At 45.1% G+C, this 20,635-nt stretch carries 16 protein-coding genes; 8 read left to right on the forward strand and 8 right to left on the reverse strand.

Going from position 1 to position 20,635, the window contains the following annotated elements:
* Positions 1-206 precede the first annotated feature (206 nt).
* Entirely contained in the window at positions 207-1,271 is a 1,065-nt protein-coding gene (locus FE785_RS03680; protein ID WP_138564477.1) for an HD domain-containing phosphohydrolase, read from the forward strand.
* 51 nt (positions 1,272-1,322) lie between these two features.
* Here the strand turns inward: FE785_RS03680 and FE785_RS03685 are convergent, their stop codons facing one another.
* Together FE785_RS03685 and FE785_RS03690 are read right to left on the reverse strand one after the other, a co-directional pair.
* Positions 1,323-2,771, reverse strand: coding sequence for an ATP-binding protein (locus tag FE785_RS03685; protein WP_138564478.1), 1,449 nt, complete (start codon positions 2,769-2,771; stop codon positions 1,323-1,325).
* 4 nt (positions 2,772-2,775) lie between these two features.
* Positions 2,776-3,585, reverse strand: a complete 810-nt coding sequence (locus FE785_RS03690) for a phosphate/phosphite/phosphonate ABC transporter substrate-binding protein (RefSeq protein ID WP_138564479.1) — start codon at positions 3,583-3,585, stop codon at positions 2,776-2,778.
* A gap of 331 nt (positions 3,586-3,916) precedes the next feature.
* On the opposite strand from FE785_RS03690, the gene FE785_RS03695 reads away from it, so the two are divergent.
* From FE785_RS03695 to FE785_RS03715, 5 genes are all read left to right on the forward strand, one after another.
* Positions 3,917-4,330, forward strand: coding sequence for a hypothetical protein (locus FE785_RS03695; protein WP_138564480.1), 414 nt, complete (start codon positions 3,917-3,919; stop codon positions 4,328-4,330).
* A 240-nt stretch (positions 4,331-4,570) separates the two neighbouring features.
* Positions 4,571-5,965: an efflux RND transporter periplasmic adaptor subunit gene (locus FE785_RS03700; protein WP_138564481.1), complete on the forward strand. Its 1,395-nt coding sequence runs from the start codon at positions 4,571-4,573 to the stop codon at positions 5,963-5,965.
* 8 nt (positions 5,966-5,973) lie between these two features.
* Entirely contained in the window at positions 5,974-9,159 is a 3,186-nt protein-coding gene (locus FE785_RS03705; RefSeq protein ID WP_138564482.1) for an efflux RND transporter permease subunit, read from the forward strand.
* 2 nt (positions 9,160-9,161) lie between these two features.
* The gene (locus FE785_RS03710; protein ID WP_138564483.1) at positions 9,162-10,586 is read left to right on the forward strand and encodes a TolC family protein; all 1,425 of its coding nucleotides are present in this window, start codon (positions 9,162-9,164) and stop codon (positions 10,584-10,586) included.
* Between the two features lie 81 nt (positions 10,587-10,667).
* A complete protein-coding gene (locus tag FE785_RS03715) occupies positions 10,668-11,051 on the forward strand; it encodes a DUF302 domain-containing protein (protein ID WP_138564484.1) in 384 nt (127 codons plus the stop codon).
* Between the two features lie 355 nt (positions 11,052-11,406).
* On the opposite strand, the gene FE785_RS03720 is transcribed toward FE785_RS03715, so the two are convergent.
* The gene (locus FE785_RS03720; RefSeq protein WP_138564485.1) at positions 11,407-12,240 is read right to left on the reverse strand and encodes a DUF2189 domain-containing protein; all 834 of its coding nucleotides are present in this window, start codon (positions 12,238-12,240) and stop codon (positions 11,407-11,409) included.
* 537 nt (positions 12,241-12,777) lie between these two features.
* Here FE785_RS03720 and FE785_RS03725 point away from each other — a divergent pair.
* Positions 12,778-12,987 carry a GGDEF domain-containing protein gene (locus tag FE785_RS03725; RefSeq protein ID WP_138564486.1) on the forward strand — a complete coding sequence of 70 codons (210 nt, stop codon included), beginning with the start codon at positions 12,778-12,780 and terminating at the stop codon, positions 12,985-12,987.
* A gap of 21 nt (positions 12,988-13,008) precedes the next feature.
* Here FE785_RS03725 and FE785_RS03730 read toward each other — a convergent pair whose 3' ends face one another.
* Together FE785_RS03730 and FE785_RS03735 are read right to left on the reverse strand one after the other, a co-directional pair.
* Positions 13,009-14,301 (reverse strand): 6-phosphofructokinase, encoded by a 1,293-nt coding sequence (locus FE785_RS03730; protein ID WP_238696354.1) that lies wholly within the window; start codon positions 14,299-14,301, stop codon positions 13,009-13,011.
* Positions 14,302-14,365: 64 nt separating this feature from the next.
* Positions 14,366-15,550, reverse strand: a complete 1,185-nt coding sequence (locus tag FE785_RS03735; protein ID WP_138564487.1) for a ribonuclease D — start codon at positions 15,548-15,550, stop codon at positions 14,366-14,368.
* 58 nt (positions 15,551-15,608) lie between these two features.
* Here FE785_RS03735 and mpl point away from each other — a divergent pair, with 58 nt between their 5' ends.
* Positions 15,609-16,985, forward strand: coding sequence for a UDP-N-acetylmuramate:L-alanyl-gamma-D-glutamyl-meso-diaminopimelate ligase (mpl, locus tag FE785_RS03740; RefSeq protein WP_138564488.1), 1,377 nt, complete (start codon positions 15,609-15,611; stop codon positions 16,983-16,985).
* Between the two features lie 220 nt (positions 16,986-17,205).
* Here mpl and FE785_RS03745 read toward each other — a convergent pair whose 3' ends face one another.
* The 3 genes from FE785_RS03745 to FE785_RS03755 all read right to left on the reverse strand — a co-directional run bounded on the left by FE785_RS03745 (position 17,206) and on the right by FE785_RS03755 (position 20,545).
* On the reverse strand, positions 17,206-18,951 hold the full coding sequence (locus FE785_RS03745) for a sensor domain-containing diguanylate cyclase (protein ID WP_138564489.1): 1,746 nt from the start codon (positions 18,949-18,951) through the stop codon (positions 17,206-17,208).
* 286 nt (positions 18,952-19,237) lie between these two features.
* Entirely contained in the window at positions 19,238-19,564 is a 327-nt protein-coding gene (locus FE785_RS03750; protein ID WP_138564490.1) for a hypothetical protein, read from the reverse strand.
* A gap of 102 nt (positions 19,565-19,666) precedes the next feature.
* Complete coding sequence (locus FE785_RS03755; protein ID WP_138564491.1) at positions 19,667-20,545, reverse strand: patatin-like phospholipase family protein; 879 nt, start codon at positions 20,543-20,545, stop codon at positions 19,667-19,669.
* Between the last annotated feature and the right edge of the window lie 90 nt (positions 20,546-20,635).

Here is a 20,635-nt window from a genome sequence, read left to right on the forward strand (position 1 = left end):
TTGATGTTATTAATTAGATTTTTGAATGAGTACTGTTATATTTCTAGAAAACTGCTCAAAGCTTCGTCAAGCACGTGATAAGTTAATCTGAATTACTCAAATTGAATGGACTCAATATAAGTAATTTGGATCGCTTTTTTAATTTGCAGACGGAGCTTAACCTAAACGATGTTTTGCCACTTTTGAAAAAAGCGAGCTTACCTGCAATGACTGTAGAACCGAAAAAAGCAAAAGTTTTGATTATTGATGATAAGGAGGTCAACTTAAAGCTGGTGCAAAAGCTTTTAATGGTGCATCAATATGAAGATATTTTGACAACCAGCAATCCTCTGGATGTCGACCAGATAATCACAGAGCATAGTGTCGACTTGTTTTTACTGGATATCAATATGCCCGTACGGGATGGGTTCGCTGTATTGGAAATTATCAAAAAACACTATGGCGAACGTTTGATGCCGCCGGTCATTATGGTGACCGCACAAATTGACAGCGCTATGATCAATAAGGCATTGGATCTTGGCGCAAGTGATTACATTACCAAGCCGTTCAACCAAAAAGAGTTGATCAGTCGTTGCCAGATTCATTTGGAAAATTGGTTGTTAAAACGCTCATTAATCGACTATGCCAATGAACTTGAGCAACGCGTGCAAGAACGCACCAAAGAGATCGAAAAAGCCCACCTGGAAGTGGTTTATCGACTAGGACGCGCTGCCGAATATAGAGATAACGAGACCGGAAACCATGTCAAACGAGTCAGTATGTTTGCCGAATTGCTGGCGCGAAAAGCCGGGTTGAGCGAAGAGCAATGCCGTTTGATTAAACTGGCGGCTCCAATGCATGATTTAGGCAAGATCGGTGTCTCGGATAATATCTTATTAAAGCCGGGAAAGTTGGATAATGACGAATATAGCTTGATGAAACAGCACGTCGAAATGGGGGCCGATATCCTAGCCAATTCGGAAGCACCTATTTTGCAATACGCTTATGAAATCGCCTTGACTCATCATGAACAATATAACGGTAAGGGGTATCCGAAAGGGCTTAGCGGAGATCAGATTCCGATTTCCGGTCGTATTGTTGCCATTGTTGATGTATTTGATGCCTTAACCTCGGAACGCCCTTACAAAAGAGCCTGGTCAATAGAGGAAACAATAGATTTATTGGTGGAAGAAAAGGGTAAGCATTTTGACCCTTATTTGGTTGACTGCTTTGTAGAATTATTGCCGGAGATTCGAGAAATCTCCGAGCAGCTAAAAGATGATATTGGATAACTGTCTAATCGGCAAAACAGGCGATATATGGATCCGGTCTTGATATCACCGCTAGAGATTGTTTTGCGGCTGTTTTATTGGCATTTCAATAATAAAGCAGCTGCCTTTAGGTGAGTTTTCTTCAAAGCGGATTCTGCCTTGCATCAACTCTACCAGGGTTTTGGTAATCGATAGACCGATTCCGGTTCCCTCAATGCTTCCCGTTTCCTGTCCAAGTCTATTAAAAGGTTCAAATAGATGTTTTTGAGCTTTTTTATCTATGCCTCTGCCACCGTCTAATACTTTGAAGATGATGATGTCGTCTTCTGTGTTGCATGCGAGTTCAACAAAACCACTGTCCTCATTGTATTTGACGGCATTACTAAGTAGGTTAACCAGTGATTGCTTCAAACGTACTCGATCGGTTTCGATAATGGATTGATCTGTGTTTTGCGCAAACCTCAATTCAATGTTTTTCTTTTTTGCTAAAGGTTGAATCAAGGAAAAACACTCATCTAATAAAGTATCGACGTCCAACTCTTGGATATTTAAATCAACTTTTCCGGATTCAATTTTTTCAAAATCGAGTATTTCATTGATTAAGTCAAGCAAGTGAATCGCCGCTTTATTGATTTCATCGACATACTCTTTTTGGTCATCAGCGAGTTCATCCAATGCCAGCAATTGCGAAAAACCGATTACCGCATTGAGCGGCGTGCGTAATTCATGGCTCATGCTGGAAAGAAATTCCGATTTGGCTTGATTGGCACGTAGCGCTTTTTGTTCCGCGGTAATTAATGAATTGGTGCGCAGTTTGATTTGTTCCTGCATATCGTTCATGGCTTGTGCCAGCGAAGCCAGTTCATCATTGCCTTGAATAATTTTTTTAGGAATCGGGGTGTCTTCACCGCGAGCAATAAATTGCGCAAATTGAATCAGACGATGCAGGGCGCGGGTAATTCTGCCTCCCATGCTAATAGCCACCAGTATCCCTACCATAATCGAGAACAGCACAAGACCGTAGCTAATCGCTTCAGCGTTAAAGAGTTCTTCGCTGAGCTGGCTGTTATCGAACAAAAATTGCACGCTACCGATAGTTTCGCTATCAATGCTGATGGGATAGGTGACCTGAATTAATTTTTCGTTTTCGGGAATCTTAATGCCGCGTTGGTATTCAAAATAGGGGGAATGGTCTTTTGCGGATTTAGCACCAGACAATGAGCTGTTGTCATTATCTTTGGCACTGGAGAGTAAGTTACCGGAAAGATCGAAAATACTGACTTGAATAATGTTCTCAAAAGAGGCAAAGTTTTGTGTGGCATCGTCCAATGTGGCCAGATCACCTACCAGCATCGGTGTCTTGACGATTTCCGATAACAGGTCCATCGAGCTTACAATCTGTTGAGCAACCAGTTTTTGCGATGAGCTCTTCAGATTGTGCATATTAAACAGGACAATCAGCAAGATGAATACCGCTTGGATTAGAATAAAAGAGAATATGAACTGGTGGCGAAATTTCATGGTTCTATTCTGTCATTAAGGATTTTGCAATCTCTCTGATCGCATCATATTCTTTGTCATCAGTGAGCTGTATCTCCTGCATGCTTAAATTGTCGAGAATACCTTGCGGTAGGCTTAGAAACGCCTCAGTCAGTTTTTCTTTTACCTCTTCAGGCATATCCGCTTTATAGGCAATCGGGTGGCTTGGATAACCTTTGGTGGTATAAAGCACCTTTAAAAAAGGTTTGTCGGAGCTGGATTTGAAGTTATTGAAAGTTCTTTCCACACCGCCGCCCAGATCACCAATTTTTCTGGCAACCCCTTTGTAGACCGAATCGTGTGAATTGACATATTTATAATGACCCAAAGCCTCTACATCGACATTGAATTTATGTTTCAGTTCATACTTCATTACCAGTGTCGCGGCAAACGCATTGGGAGAAGGAAACAAGAACTCGGCGCCTTTATTGATAGACGAGATATCATCATCCAATCGACTCACCAAAATACCGCGTATGTCGCCTTTTCGTCTTAAAGCGGCTTGATAACCCTGGCGTTTGTTGGCGACAACGTAATGGTAGGGGTTCATATAGGCGATATCATAACCGCCTTGATAGAGTACGTTTTCAAATTCAGGAATTGATTTTTCTGTTTTGAACTGAACTTTGTAACCGGTTTGTTCGGACAGGAATTTGGCCAATGGCTGCCATTTTTTGAAAAGCACCAAAGGGCTTTGCTGGGGCACAACACCGATTACGATATTTTGTGCATAACTGTGCGAGGAAACGAGCATCAGCACTGAGACCATCCCCGCCGGGAAGAGCATGCGAATCATTGTTCCGTTCTCCTGAGTACATTACCGTTTAAGTTAAAGCAGTTGCTCTGACCGAAGCTTAAATAAGTCCGCCAAATTGGGGTTTACTTTATTTACTTGCCCAGTGTGTTGTTAAGTAATAACAAGTAATTTTTTTATCTATTTAGCAAGTGTATCAGCCACTTATATGCCTGTAAAGCAATCTGAAAATCTGCTTGACCGGTCATGATTCTGAAGCGAAAGTGACTTGGTGTGTGCCGTAAACAGAGAATCCATCGTTAAGACTTTGTTCATTGTTGGTCTGGGTCTTAGAGCTTGAATTGGTAGTTTTTTTACTCTAAACTCCTGACTTATGAAAAGCGTAAAACTCATTATTGCGATGTCTTTGTTGATCAGCCACCTGTTTACCGGTGTCTCTCAGGCAATGACAAAGCCATTTAATCCAGCCGGTTCTTCCGATACAGTGGCAGCAAAGCTATTGGCTGAAGACGTTCACGCTTGTCATCACAATATGACGGCCAAGACAGCTATAGACAAATCTGCCCATGACTGCTGTGATTCACAAAGTACGCAAAATGCTTGCCCTATGTGCGGCGAAGATTGTGTCTGTGCCACTGGCTGTCACCATGTATTAAGCCAAAATATGTTATCGGTATCGCAGTCTTCATGGCAGGTTCTTAGCCTTGCTGTCGCTACCGCAGATACTTATACAGTATCGATTCGACCAATCTTTTTACCTCAAGAAGATATCCCGCCTAAAGGTTAATCTCTCTTTATCAGAGGCGATTCGACTTTTTCGTTGCATGAGACTTTCCTCAGCGTAGCGGTTGCTATCATTTATACAGCAAAACGATTCCGCCTTTTCCTGACATGCTGAAAAGTGTTGTTACGGGAATCTTAGAAATTTTCTATTTATCAAAATTTATACAAATTAAACAGTTATCGGCATAATTTAAATGATTGGTAACTGAACGATTTAAGCAAGACATATCGAGAGGCGATAGTTATGCATTTTTTTACACTTTTATCTGCTGGCAGTGTTAAGCGCTTGATTGCACTGCTATACCTGTTTGTAGCCTTATTGTTGGTAACGATTGGCCTGCAAACTGGGGCACAGGCGAATACGCAATCCGATTCATCAGCGAGTAGTTCGAGTGCGAACTATAAATATGTCTGTCCTATGCACCCGCAAATTGTCCGTGACCATGAGGGAACTTGTCCGATTTGCGGTATGGATCTGGTCAAGCAGTTGATAGAAGACTCTACCGAAAGTGCATCGGTCGCTCTATCAGCAGGGCAGTCGAATGGGATGAGCCAACAATTCGCTATCCGCACCGCAAGAGTTCAACAGCAAACCATTTGGAAATACATTCCTACTTTTGGCAGAGTGGTCGCAGATGAAACCAAAGGGGTTCATGTTCACCCTCGCGCCTCGGGCTGGATTAGTGATCTATCGGTCCGTAATGATGGTGACTATATCAATAAGGGTGCTTTGTTATACAAGATTTATTCACCGGAAATCGTCGCGGCGCAAGATGATTTTTTACAAGTCACTCAAAGCCGATTAGGCGCTCAAGCTAAATCGCTGTTGCAGTCGGCACGCCTACGTCTGCAATTATTGGGGTTGGATGAACAAACCATTCAAGCTATCGCCAAAAAACGCCAACCAATGCATCAGGTGCCTATTTATGCGCCACAATCAGGTTATGTCGGCGAGCTAAAAGTGCAAAATGGTATGTATGTCAGTCCTGCCACCGAGTTAATGAGCCTAACCAATTTGGATAGTGTCTGGATCGAGGCCGAAGTCTTGCCGTTACAACAGGCTTGGATCAAGAATAATTTAACCGCTGCAGTGAGCACAGATGTTTATCCGGGAAAGACTTGGGAAAGTTTTATCAGTCATATTTATCCGGATGCCAACCCTATTACCAAGGCCGTTAAGGTGCGTATCCCTCTGATGAATAAAGACAGCAACGGTAATCCACCTCTTAAATTGGACACTTTGGTGGACGTCGCCATTTATGGTGGTCCGCGACATAATGTGTTGGCAATACCGTTGCAAGCGGTGATTGATGACGGAAATACCCAGCGAGTTGTGGTGCAAAACCCCGCAGGCAAGTTTGATGTCAAACCTGTGGTGTTAGGTATGCAGAGTCAGGGTATTGTCGAGGTAATTTCAGGTCTGTCAGTTGGCGATAAAATCGTTATTTCCGGGCAATTTATGATTGATTCGGAGAGTCAGATTCAAACCAATCTGCGCCGTTTGATGTCAACGGACATGAGCGCCGACCAGGAAACGGATAATACTGGAACAAAAGGGTTTGAGTCGGTAGAAACGCAATCTTCCGAACTAATGGATATGTCTGATCACAGCAATCACAGCCCTACGGTGCAGGAGTAGGAAGCCTTATGATTAATTATATTATTCAAGCCTCCATTAATAATCGTATTCTGGTCTTGCTGGTAAGTTTGGCGATAGCTGTTGCCGGTTGGAAAGCGCTGGAAAAAACGCCGTTGGATGCGATTCCCGATCTGTCCGATGTTCAGGTGATTATCAAGACCCCTTATGCCGGTCAAAGCCCTCAACTGGTTGAGGACCAGGTCACCTATCCGATTTCGAGTTTAATGATGTCGGTACCGAAGGCGAAAACGGTGCGCGGCTATTCATTTTTCGGTGATTCCTATGTCTATGTGTTATTTGAAGACGGAACTGATCCATACTGGGCTCGCACACGTGTACTCGAGTATCTGAGTCAGGTGAAAAGCCAGCTGCCGGCAGACGTGCAGCCTATTTTAGGGCCTGATGCTTCCGGGGTCGGTTGGGTTTACCAATATGCGCTGGTTGATCGCAGCCAGCAAATGGATTTATCACAGCTGCGCACGCTACAGGACTGGTTCTTAAAGTATGAACTACAGTCTGTACCCGGTGTTTCCGAAGTCGCTTCAATCGGCGGCATGGTCAAGCAATATCAGGTTGTGGTCGATCCGAATAAGCTGCGCGCTTATGGTTTGACACTAAAGCAAGTGCAAGAGGCGGTTAGCCAAAGCGCTATCGAGATGGGGGCATCGGTTATAGAGATGTCCGAGGCCGAATATATGGTCGGGGTCAAAGGCTATGTCACCCAGCTGGAGGATTTGCAGCAGATTCCGTTGAACCGCCGTTCGGCAAATAATGTCCCGTTGTTATTGAAAGACATTGCCCGCGTCCAGTTGGGAGCCAAACCGCGTCGCGGTCTGGCTGAGCTCAATGGAGAAGGTGAAGTGGTCGGCGGTATCGTGGTGATGCGTTCCGGTGAAAACGCCCAGCAAGTGATCGATGATGTCAAAACCAAGTTGGACTCCTTAGGCTCCGGTTTGCCAGATGGTGTGGATATTGTCGAAGTCTATGACCGTTCCAACCTGATTCAACGGGCGGTCAATACGCTGAAAACAAAGCTGGTAGAAGAGATGATTGTGGTGGCCTTGGTATCACTGCTCTTTTTATTGCATTTGCGTTCCGCATTGGTGGCGATTGTCTCCTTGCCATTAGGCGTCTTGGGAGCTTTTATTATTATGCAGCAGATGGGGGTGACCGCCAATATCATGAGTTTAGGCGGGATTGCCATCGCCATTGGAACCATGGTGGATGCCGCCATAGTGATGATCGAAAACGTCCATAAACACCTGCAACGTTATCATCAGCAGCATGGTGAGTACGCCAGCGGTAAAACCCATTGGGATCTGGTCTTGAAAGCCTCTAAAGAGGTCGGTCAACCGTTGTTTTTATCCTTGTTGATTATCGCCTTGAGCTTTTTACCGATTTTCGCGCTACAGGAACAAGCCGGTCGCCTATTTACCCCGTTGGCTTTGACCAAAACCCTGGCTATGGCGGTGGCAGCCGGTTTGGCGATCAGCCTGGTACCGGTATTGATGGGCTATTTTATTCGTGGGCGTTTGCCTTATGAAGAGAAAAACCCCATCAATAAAAGCTTGGTGATGTTGTATCGCCCGTTGCTGGATAAAATGTTGAGCTGGCCAAAAACCACTATGGCGCTGATTTTTGCCGCGTTACTGAGCAGTTGGTTTCCGTGGAGCAATACTGGCACCGAGTTCATGCCGCAGTTGGAAGAGGGCGATCTACTCTATATGCCGACAACCCTGCCGGGGCTTTCGATCGGTAATGCACAGAGTTTATTGCAGCAGACCGATGCGATTATCAAAGGGTTTCCTGAGGTTGACACCGTATTCGGTAAAATCGGGCGTGCCGATAGCGCAACCGATCCGGCGCCTTTAACGATGATCGAAACCACTATCCAGTTGAAAGACAAGTCGCAATGGCGAGAAGGCATGACGTTGGAAAAATTGATTGCCGAACTTAACCAGGCAGTTGATTTCCCCGGCTTGACCAATGCATGGGTACAACCTATCAAAACCCGAATCGATATGCTCTCGACCGGGATTAAAACGCCGATTGGGATTAAGGTCAGCGGAGATGATTTGCAGCAGATCGAAAAGATCGGTAAACAGATTGAAGCCATAATCAATCCATTGCCGGGCACGCTTTCGGCTTATTCGGAACGCGCAGAAGGTGGACGTTATATTGATATATTGCCCGACCGTGAAGCGGCGGCTCGTTACGGCTTGAGTATGCAGCAGCTTGCCAATATTGTCAGTTCCGCAGTGGGCGGTAAGGTGTTGCAAAACACTATTGAAGGTCGTGAGCGCTACAGCATGAATTTGCGTTACCCGCAGTCATGGCGTGATTCGGTTGAAGCCTTACGTTTGCTGCCGATTGTCACCGGCAGTGGTGCTCATATCCAATTGGGTATGGTGGCCAAAGTCGTGTTACGCAATGGCCCGCCTATGATTAAATCGGAAAATGCCCGTTTGAACGGTTGGACCTTTGTCGATATTAAAGCCAATACCGATCTGGTGGGGTATATCGAAAATGCCCAGCAAAAGGTAACAGAGCAGCTGTCGTTACCGTCAGGCTATAGTATTCAATGGTCTGGACAGTATGAATACCTGCTTAAGGCGCAGCAAAAGCTGGCCGAGATCGTACCTTTGACATTACTGATTATTCTGGTGTTGTTATATCTGATTTTTAGAGACCTCACCGAATCCTTGATGATCCTCGCGGTCTTGCCATTTGCGTTAATGGGCTCGATTTGGCTTCTTTGGTGGTTGGATTTTCAATTTTCAATCGCGGTCGCGGTGGGAATGATTGCATTGGCTGGTGTGGCTGCCGAATTTGGTGTGGTGATGCAGATGTACCTGCGTGGCGCTATAGCCAAAGCCGAGCAGGAAAACCGACTCCATAGCGGTGCAGATCTGCGTGCGGCAATTATGGAAGGCGCGGTGCAGCGAGTCAGACCTAAGGCGATGACGGTCAGTGTGATTGTTATCGGTCTCCTGCCGATTATGCTCACTGACGGCACAGGTGCGGATGTGATGCAACGTATTGCGGCACCGATGATCGGAGGCATGATTTCGGCACCGGTCGTTTCCATGGCGATGATTCCGTTATTGACCTATTGGATCTATGCCAGAAGGTTAAAAAAACGCAAATCGAATGAATCTCTTATTCCTCAAGGTTCATTAACGGAGGAGGCTTGATTATGTTGATGAAGACACGACACAATAGTTCGTTAAAGGTTGCAGGCTTGTTGAATCAATTGAGTGCTGCCGTTGCCTTGACCTTTTTAGTCAGTACCACGGCAATAGGGCAGGGTTCGACAGCGCATCAAGGCGGATTGCAAACTATGGATATGGGTCTAAGCCCCTTGTTCAATTTGGCGCTGCAAAACAGTCCGGCGATTCTCCAAAGGCAGGCTGATCAACAGCAAGCCTATTATGGTTTGCAGCAGGCTGAGAGTGAATTGGGTGCTCAGGTTATGCTCAACTCGGAATTGAGCTATTCGGTAATGTCGGAAAAACGCTTTGCGCGCACCGCCAATCAGCTGGTAGCGACTTACTCCTTGTATCAACCTCATCAGCAAGATAACCGCGAGGCCGCCAAATATCAATTTTTGGCGCAACAGAAGGGTATCGTTGAACAACAGCAACAGGTGGTGATGCAGGTGGCGAGCCTTTATATTGATTATTGGCAACAACAGGAGAATCTGCGTTATCTGCAAAAAGAGAAATCGTCCATCAATAATATTATTAAACAGCTGCAGCAACGTTTTCAGGTCGGTCTGCAAGATTTGAACGATATTGCCGAGATACGCTCTCGTCTTGACTTTAATGAGGCAGAGTTGCTGAAGGCGCAAGCGGATTTGCAACGTACTAGAGCCGCCTTGCTCGCCCAGCTGGGGTTACAGTCGTTACGCGAGCTGAAAATTTATTTGGCGCAACATAAGCGCAGCGAGTTATTAACTCATGCTGCAGATCAGGGCGACAAAATTGCCTTGTTTGATGTGGATAAGCTGAAAGCCGAGTTGCTGGCGCTGAATAGTGCGCAGAGTGATATCAATAGTGATCAATTTTGGTGGCAACTGGTTCAGTCTCATCCTGCATTACAGGGATTAACGGCAAAAACCAACGCCTCTTATCAGCAAGAGAAGGCGATCGAAAACCTTTATGGGCCTCAGGTCGAAGCATTTGGTGCCTTGGTGTATAACGATTCGGATAAGAATTTTTATGATGATATGCGCGGCGCTCGTGCTGGTATACGTTTGAATGTGCCGCTTTATCTGTCCGGTAAAAGCGAATCAAGCATTGCTAAACAGCGTCAGCAGAGCCTGTCGATCAAGGCACAAAAACGCCAGGTCGCTTTGCGGTTACAATCTCAGGCCTATAATGCCTGGATAGGCATTCAAAGTGGCAAAAGCCGTTATCAGGCTTTGCAGCAGGCTTTGGTTTCCAGTCAACAAGCGTTGCAAGCCAGTGAGCAGGCTTTGAAAACCGGGCGCCGTAATGTCCTTGATTTATTGGATGCACAAAGACATCTGCATCGAATTCAGCGAGATTTACCGCAACTTAAGGCTCAAATTTGGCTAAACTATTATCAACTTCTCTGGTCGCTGGGGCGTTTAGCCTAAGGCGAACAAATTTACTATCAATATCAGCTGTGCCTTACTGTCTTATGGCAGGCACAAGCTCAATAACACAAGGAATGATGTATGTATTATCAGGTAGAGACAGATAAGTCTTTCGACCAGGCTGTAGAAGATCTACAGGCTGCAGTGACGAACAACCAATTCGGTGTGTTACACATCCATGACTTGGGTGGAACCATGCGTTCTAAGGGCGTTGATTTTAAAGAGGACTGCAAGGTTTTTGAGGTGTGTAACCCAGTAAAGGCGTCACAAGTATTGGCTATCGATATGCGTTTAAATATGGCGCTGCCTTGTCGTATTTCAGTGTTTACCGAGAAGGGGCAAACCAAGATCGGTATGATTGAACCGGTAAAAATGCTCGATATGCTGAATAATGACGAAGCGTTAAAAAGCATTGCCGCCGAAGTGGAAACCAAGACCAAGACCATGATTGACGAAGCGAAATAAATCTAACCTAAAGCCAACTATATTTTAGGTTTTTAGTGGCAAATATTACCTGTCAAAGCCCGGGTTACTCGGGCTTTTTTATGTCAATAAAAAACCGCCAGAGCAGAGCTGCTGGCGGTAACTGAACTAGCCTCTTGCAATCGAGGGCCAAGAGTCGTGTATTTATTATTGATAATTTTCTGGGCGTTTATTGACCCAGAGCTTAATGAGTTAAGGTTAAAGCAGCTTTTGCTAATGGTGAGTGCATCATTGCCGATGAGGTGCTGATACTCATCATTACCAAAGCTACTATAATCGCCACAGTGGATACTCTGTGTTTATGACTCATGTCTAACATCCTTGTGCTATGAGGCTATCAACTCGGATTAATCGCTGGATAGCCGTCATCAATTTCAATCAAATCATTAAAGGCATGCCAACTGGCGTAACCGAGTAGCGGCATAATGAGTAACATCGCTCCACCTAAACTGACCATACCAAGGGTTAGTAAGGCGCCGATGACTAGAGCCCATAAGGCCATGACGCCTTTGTTTTCCATGACCACTTCAAAACTCAGAATCATTGCCGAAATGGCTCCGATTTTGTTGTCTTTCAGCATCAATGGAATGGTGATGACACTCAGGCTGAATACCAGCAAAGATACCAATGAGGCGAGAATCATAAACATGGTGAGAAATTCCATACCTTGAGCCGAGGTCAAGAAACTCATCAGACCTTGTTCAGGGTTTACGATGAGCAACCCGTCCGAGACCGCAACGGCAGCAATCAGCGGAGTAATTCTTGCCCAAATGGCTGTGATAATACCCAGACATAAGGCAAAAAGAGCAATATTGCTAAGGTTGCTTCGCCAAGATGTGATGACATCGAAAAACTCAACGGGTTTGCCTTCTTCCAAGCGGTGGGCAACATAATATAAACCCGTCGCTAGAAAAGGCGATAACATGACAAAGAAGGTGGCGATTTTGAACATCATCACCGGTTCGTTTCTAAAGGCAAAATATACTGATGCGACCGAAACAGCCATAATCACACCGAAAAACAGTGAAATGCCTGGAGCTCGCGCCATGTCTTGCCAGCCTTGTGACAACCAGTGGAATACTTGCGAATATTGCACATCTTTTGATACGACATGCTCGCCGTTTTCCAAATAATGGTCGTGGGTGTGTAATGCAGCAGGTGAATGTAACATCTGACTACCCTCCAATAAATGCTAGATTTAGTGCTAGTTAAGTTGCTGTTTTGCATTGCAAAACAACTTTTGAATTTAATTTTTTTACAGTTTCAATATACGTCAGATTGACTCAGTCCGGTAATTGAATTTTTAAATCTGAGCGGATAATAGCTTTAAATATTAGATTTAACTTATGTATCAAAAGGTTATATTATTGGCGTACGGACAAAAAGGCCGAGCGCTTTCAATATATAAGACCGTAAATGGTCGGTTTGATTTCATTTTAGATGTAAGCTTTTCTTTGATTGAGTCGTATGGTTTGCTACATAAAAGGATTTGGGCTATAAAAAAATAAGTTAACCGCAAAATATATTTGATTACTTTAGGTTTGCTGAAGCGTTAGTATGAAATAACAGAAAACCTATGTATTCAGTAGGATAAATACTATTTTTGCATAAGTTGGCAACCAAAAAGGGGGGGCAATGCAGCGCAGCTCCTCTCAAGCAGATATACAAAAACCGTTTTCCTTAAAAAAAATGGCTGTATCAGAATGGCGTGAATGGGCTGCTCTGGATTTTGCTATTGTTTGTCTTGATTTCGATGCTCTATTACCTGAGCAGTGAGCATAACTGGAAAACCGAATTTGCCGCTTATAAGCATGCCAATGAAAACACCGATTTGGCCGAATTAATCCATCAAGCTGACGAGGCCGTTTATCAAGCCAAGGCCTCTGGACGTAATTGCATTTGCGTTTATGAAGCTTGAGCTGAGAATGATTAACTCATGCTATTTAATGGCGTGGTAAATTTTGAGTTGTCTTGGCAAATAGGTAAACTCAATCGGCGCGCAATCCGGTAGGCCGTTTTTAAAGGCAATTTGGCGCTCTCCTTGCACTAAAGGGCGCAAGTAATTCAGACCGGCTTCGCTGATATCCATACCATCTTCGCTTAGATATTCATCCGGCACCAACTTTTCTAGGTTAGCCACCTCTTGCAGTTCTACATTGGTAAAGTCGTAAGCAAAAGGGCTCTCATTGGTTTGACGAATCACAGGCAGTACGCCATGTAGATTTTCAACCGCTGCCAGTACCGCATGCTGGCCGGCATCATAGGCCATCTGCCAATCTATTGCCGATACCAAGTGGCTGGCCGATCTCTGGCAATAATCCGGAATCGCACAGTGAGTCTTGCTGTCAAGGTGGTCGCCCACCAGATGTGCCAATGTCGAACCGACACCGCCTAACTGAACATAGTCGCGTTCATGGGTATGTTCAATATTGGCGATCGATAAATAGTCGCCGTTCTTATCCATTAAACCTTCGGAAACGGCACATACACAATAACCATGTTGGCCAATCAAGTGATCGAGTTTTGCCAGAAAGGCTTCCTTGTCAAAAGCCCTTTCCGCCGGTAAAAGGATCAAGGGGACATCTTTAACGACATCCTTAACCAAGCCCGCTGCCAAGGTCAACCAACCGGTATTGCGTCCCATGGCCTCCATGACAAAAAACTTGGTTGAAGTTTCATGCATAGAGAGAATATCCATGGTCGCTTCAATAAAACTGGTTGCCAAATATTTAGCGGCACTGCCAAACCCTGGGCTACAGTGACTCAGATCCAGATCGTTATCGATGGTTTTCGCCACACCGACACAAATCACCTTGTGACCACGGGAAGAGCAGTAATCGGAAACTTTTTGTGCGGTAACCATCGAACCATTGCCACCGTTATAGAAGAAATAACCGATATCATAGGTTTTAAAAACCTCTAAAACGCGTTCGTATTGAGCGGGGTTATGATCCAGTGGATCCAAATCAAAACGGCAGGCTTTTAAGGCGGCTCCCGGTTGGCTTTTGAGCTTTTCCAGATCGTCATCACTCAGTTGCGCCAGATCAACCAGTTCTTCTTCCAATACGCCCTTTATACCGTTAATGGCACCGTAACAGCGACCAAAGGTTTCTGGATACTGTTTAACCGTTTCAATCACCGCCGCGGCACTGGCATTGATGACGGCGGTAACCCCGCCTGCCTGAGCGTATAAGACATTTTTTGCATGGGGCGCAGAGGTAATTAAACTCACGAAGAATTCCTTTTTAACGATATCGGTTAAGGGTTATGAGAAGCGTTTCAATATTGCTTGAAAATTAAGCGTCTAGACAAATTTTATCGTTTTGTAGCTTGATTGCCAGTTCTCCACGCAATAATTTTTGCAGAGTGCTACCAAGTAGATACTGACGCCAGCCGATCAGTTTAGTTTGATCCGGTTGACGTATTAGCGCCAAAAGCTCGTCTTTATTGATCAACTGGGTGGTGTTAAGTTTATAGTCTATCGACAACTGTTGGCTGTAGGCATACAAAACATCAAGAAGAATTTCTTCCTGCACGCTCGCTTTCGCCTGTTTCGGTGGCGCTTTGGGTAATTGCTCGCTATCCAGCGCAAATACCTCGTCAATCAGTGCAACCCATTGCTGGCCGAACTCCTTAACACTGGATGCTTTGATATTAGGCACCTTATAAAGCGCTTTTTCGGTTTTCGGCGGGCGTTTGGCAATCTGAATCAAACAGTCATCACTCAGAGGCCATTTTTTCGGGATATCATGCTCTTGTGCATAGCTCTCTCGCCATTGGGCTAAAACTTGGGCAATAGCCAGATGTTTGCCTTTAAGGTTGCGTGCCGCGCGGATTCGCTGAATGGCCTCTTCCGGGTTAATGTCGTAGAGGGAGCTGTCCAATAAAGCGAGACAATCTTCGGCAACAGCGGCTAATTGCTCCGTATCGAGTTGCTGACGATATTTCTCATACAACGGTGCCAGATAACGCACATCGTCTAATGCATAAGCAATCTGTTTTTCGGTAAGAGGGCGCTGGTGCCAGTTGGTACGGGTCTGACTTTTATCAAGCCTAATACCGAGTTCGCTTTCAATTACTCGGGAAAACCCCGCTATATCACCATGTTGTCTGAAAATGGCGGCGATTTGGGTGTCGAAAATCGCTTGCGGCATTATGCCTTCGAGTTGATACAAAACCTCAATATCCTGACGCGCTGCATGAAACACCTTGATGACATTCGGGTTCGCTAATAGCTCAACCAAGGCGTGTAACGGTTTGTCAGTTTGCGCCGTATCTACGATCGCCAAAGGATCGATAATCGCTGCTTGACCTAGGCAGTCTTGGATCTGTACCAGGCTTAATTGAGGATAATAGGTATCGACACGGACAAATTCGGTATCAATCGCCAGCCAACTGAGAGCTGAATTTGCTAGAATCTGCTGGCAGTAGTCGTTTAATTGCGCTTCGGTATCAATGGATAAGTAGGATGGTTTGCTCATAAGCGTAAAGTTTAAGAGCAACGTTAGAATAGAGCAAGTAAAGAGCAGGGATAAATTAGTGAAACCGCAAAAAATTCATATCTTAGGCATTGCAGGAACTTTTATGGGGGGAATTGCACAAATTGCCAAGGCGATGGGACACATTGTGACGGGTTCCGATAAGGCGATTTATCCCCCTATGAGTACTCAGCTCGAACAGGCCGGTATTGCCGTTGATGATGACCAGTCTATTGCGTTTTTGAATCAATCACCCGATTCGGTGGTCATCGGTAATGCGATGAGCCGGGGTCATACTCAGGTTGAAGCCACTTTGAACGCACAGCAGGTCTATACCTCTGGACCACAGTGGTTGGCGGAAAATATTCTTAAAGACCGCTGGGTAATTGCGGTCGCAGGAACTCACGGTAAAACTTCCACCGCTTCCATGGTGGCGTGGATTCTTCAATATGCGGATTTAAATCCCGGCTTTCTGATCGGCGGTGTGCCGGAAAACTTCGGTGTCTCGGCACGCTTGGGGGATTCACCGTTTTTTGTTGTCGAGGCCGATGAATATGACACGGCGTTTTTTGATAAGCGCTCCAAATTTGTCCACTACCACCCTCGGACCTGCGTCTTGAATAATCTGGAATTTGACCATGCCGATATCTTTGACTCCCTAGCGGATATTCAAAAACAGTTCCATCATCTTGTTAGAACGGTACCGGGTAATGGCTTGATTGTCATGCCCGACAACCAGTCCGCTTTGGATGAGGTTATCGCTAAGGGGTGTTGGACACCGGTCGAAAAACAAGGTCAGGAACACGCCGATAATGCATGGCATTATGAATTGATTACTGACGACGGTTCGGCGTTTAGCGTGTTTTATCAAAATGAAAAACTGGGCGATGTGCGTTGGCAGATGTCCGGTTTGCATAGCGTCAGCAATGCCCTTAGTGCCATTGCCGCCGCAGTGCATTGTGGGGTGCCGCCCAAGATGGCCGTGGAATCTTTAAGTGATTTTAAAGGGATTCGCCGTCGTATGACATTAGTGGGTGAGGTCAATGACATCAAGATCTATGATGATTTTGCCCATCATCCGACGGCAATCGCCACCACCTTGCAGGGGGCGCGTAAACAGCTCAATAATAGTAAACGAAGCGGGCGTCTGATTGCGGTTTTTGAACCGCGTTCCAATACCATGCGTATGGGAATTCATAAAGCCACCTTGCCGAAGTCGTTTATTGACGCCGATGCGGTGTACGCTTTTATTGATCCAGAGTGGAATTGGCAATTAGCGCAAGAACAGTTTGAAATGCCGGTTTTTGTGCAGCACAGTTATGACGATTTACTTGAAAAGCTGACAGCAGAATTACAGCCGGGTGACAATGTGGTGATTATGAGCAACGGCAGTTTTGGCGGTATTCACCAAAAACTGCTGGCCAGTTTGCAAAATTAGTCAGGGCTTGTATGTGGGCATTTGTTGAAATCGTCGTGCTCATCATTCTCGTTGGCGGGATCCTTTGGATGATTAAACCGCCGAAACCTAAATGAATCGATGATATCGGTCTGCTGAATCGGGGGGCAAGCCTGGCCATTTAATCTCTGTAATGAAACGGCATCCGATCTGAGATTTTTACCACCAAGTCAATCGCTAGGTAAAAGTGTTCTCAGCCGAGCTATGATTTTCCTACTGGCGACTCGCACAGGTGGGTTTGATTTCGTCCAGCTTGCTTCGCTTTATAAAGTGCTGAGTCAGCACAACGCATGATCTCATTGACATTAAGTTGTACGTCTTTGGATAAGACTTCAGCAATACCACAGCTCAAGGTATGTTTAATTTGTTGATTGCAGTAGTATGTCGGGTTGTTGGCAAACTGCAAACGAATCCGTTCTGCCAGTTCCCAGGCTTCCTCGATCGAGTTGAGTGCGACTAATATCGCAAACTCCTCTCCTCCAAACCTGATGGCGACATCTTCTGCACCACAGTTCTGTTTGATCAAGCAACCGAGTTCTTTCAAAACAACATCCCCGCCATCATGACCATAGTTGTCATTGATCTCCTTGAATGAATCCAGATCGATAACCAACATAAACAAAGGCAAGGAGCGGTCGTTGAGGTTGTTGTAATAGTCGGTATATCGCGATTGCAGTAATCTTCGATTGCCAAGTTCGGTTAACGGGTCCTGATGAGCCAGAGTTATCGCTTTTTTGTGCTCCGAATTTAGTTCAATGATCCAGCTCGATACCGCGACCATCAGAAAAATCGATTCGAGTAATGTCGCCATTTGTAGCCAGTCCAATGGCGAATTTCCCCAATTGAGGTTGGCTATGGTTGTGCTCATCAATGTGAGGATTAGCCCGGTTGAATAAATCAGCCAAGCGGCCATAAACCAAACGGCATAAGAGATGCGTTTGCGCCAGGCAATGAAGCCGACAACAGGCATTAATAAAGCGGTAGTGGCTAAAGCAGAATGAGATATATACAGGATGACGTTTTCCAGATAGCCAAACAGATAGGCAATCAATATCAGGCTGTAGAGTAATTGAATGGCGATAAACAGACGGTTGACCTTAGGAAGGGTTTGGCTTAGAAACAAAAATGACCGGCCAAATTGTAAGGCGGTGAAGCCGAATATCAAATAGGCGATATGGAAGCCTTGATTATGCCATTCTGGCGAATGTGGCCATAGATATTGAAAACCCAAACCGTTAACCATTAGCCAGCACAGGATGCTCGAAATCAGGAAAGCCGCATAAAACAAAGCCTTGATTTGCCTAAGTATGGCGGCTGCCATCAGGCTCAATAAAACCAACAATAGCATTGCACCATAAAACAGTCCGTATAACAGGTTTTCGCGTTGACTTAAGCGGTTGAAATCATCGCTGGTGTATAGGCTAAAGCGCAGATTCATCGTGTCATTGCCGATAAAGTAGGCTTTGAGAATGACCTCGGTTTTTGTATGAGCCGGAGTAGATAATCCGGCACTCAGGGTTCGATAGTTTATTTGCCGTTGTTGAAAGTCATGCCAGTCTGAATAGGTTTCATGCTGAAAAGTGCCCGAATCATTGCGGTAATAGATTTCCAGGTAATCTAAAAAACTGGTTTCTCCGCGAATCACCCAGTGAATGGCCTGATCTGTCGGATTGGTGGCGGTGAAGCGAAGCCAGTGTGCTTGATTTGTGATGCCTTGAAGGATGTCAGCTTGTTGAAAGGGCCTCCAACGGTTTTCTGGTAGCTTTGCCAGCTCCATATTGACTTGTGTACGTTGATAATCGGCTTCCAGCAGAACAGTGCCACCTAATTTTGATAGATTGATTTCGGTATTTTGAGAAGCGAACGCGGGTTGGAGCAAAACAAGAGAAAGAAACAGATAAAAATGACACAATAAAATGGACTTTACAGTGAGTTTTTTGCGAGGCATTAATCAAGCGTTCCTTAATACATATAGTCATTATTCATAGGATGTTTGGTGATTAACATCAACGGAACCGTGACGACAATCGATGTTACTAATGTAATACAAATGTGGGCGCTTGAGTAAATTTTTACAAATCAAGAGAATTGTAGACAAAGGCAATGTCCGGTTATGCGGGGATTAGGCTGTTTTACTGATGGCCGCCACTTTGCGCTCCCGTGGGGCAAGCAAGTAGTTTACGCGGCAAGTGATAAAAGCCTTTTGCTTGTCATAGGATCGCTTCTGTAAACGACTAAAATTTCAAAATCAGGTCACCAAACCCCCAGATCAATGTACCAATGATAAGAGTGATATGGGTAACCCAGACTTTTTTCTGATGCCATTTTGAAGGCGTTAAATCTTCAACTTCTTTTAAGCTGTTGTGGTCTTCTAAACGGTCATAAAGACGATTCAGTTCGCCATGCAGCAAGCTGTATTCGCTCATGGCGGCAAACAGCACAACCAAACTGCCGAACCGGGCAAACCAAAGAGGGTCCAATGTCAGTCCCAGAAAGGCGCCAAAAGCGCCGCTTATCCAGGCCAATAATATAAACAGGCTGTTTTTCTTTTCTAAAATCATAGGTGTTAATCTTACATGTATTGGTCAGCGTATTGGTGTTACCTTGGTCGCATCAACTCATGCTTATAGCAGTATTGAACAATGAAAGTCATTTGAGTCTTGTTAAAGTTGTCCTGATAAGCTTTTCTCGGCCATATTGTAACCCAGCTCAATCATTTCATCTGTGCGGTCGAACTCCAATATGCCGCAAGCGTCTCGAGAGACTTGGATCAAGTGGTCGGCAGGGTAGGCGGCAAGTTTTTGTCTGGCAATAGCGCTTTGCATTGAATCAAATGCCAGATTGGCAATTTCGTAGGCAGCCCATTCCGTTTGCACGGTATTGCTACGGTTTGACGCAGCACCTTGAAAAAAGTTGCGAAATTTTTGCAGGAAATCGACAGATTCTTGTTTGTCATTTGCGCTGATCTTAGTCGTTTTCTGGCTAGCTTTTCCCCCTAAATTGACGGCAATCGTCAAGTCGGTAGCATCCTGAAAGGTTGGTGCGATCGGTACAGGGTTAAGTACACCACCATCAATCAAATAGTTGCCGTGATATTGAAACGGGGTGAAAAATAGCGGTAATGAGATTGACGCACGTATGGCATCGAACAAATTCCCCGAGTTAAGCCAAACCTCTTTTTCCTCTTCGATATTGGTCGCGACGGCAGTGAAGTTAACTTCCAGGTCTTCGATATTGAGATCGCCGACCAGTTGTTTCAACGAATCAATCAGTTTATCGCCTTTGACCAAACCTCCTTTTTTCCAAGACAAATCAAGCAAACGCAGGATTTCAACCTTGCTGATATTGCGAGCCCATTGTTCAAATTCACTTAATTGACCGGCGGCATATACACCACCCACTAAGGCGCCTATCGAAGCGCCGGAAACCGATTTAATAGTGAACTGGTGCTCTTCCAGCCAGTGAATGACTCCGATATGGGCTAACCCTCTAGCGCCACCACTGCCTAGTACCAGTGAAACAGTTTTTTCTGAGTTGGGCATAACAACCTTTTCGTTATTGTGTTTCCGAGAGTTATAACAACTGGCTACCGTTGCTGTCGAATGTTTTTTGAATTGTTTTCATGCCAAAGG

This window comes from Thiomicrorhabdus sediminis, from assembly GCF_005885815.1.
Taxonomy (GTDB): domain Bacteria; phylum Pseudomonadota; class Gammaproteobacteria; order Thiomicrospirales; family Thiomicrospiraceae; genus Thiomicrorhabdus; species Thiomicrorhabdus sediminis.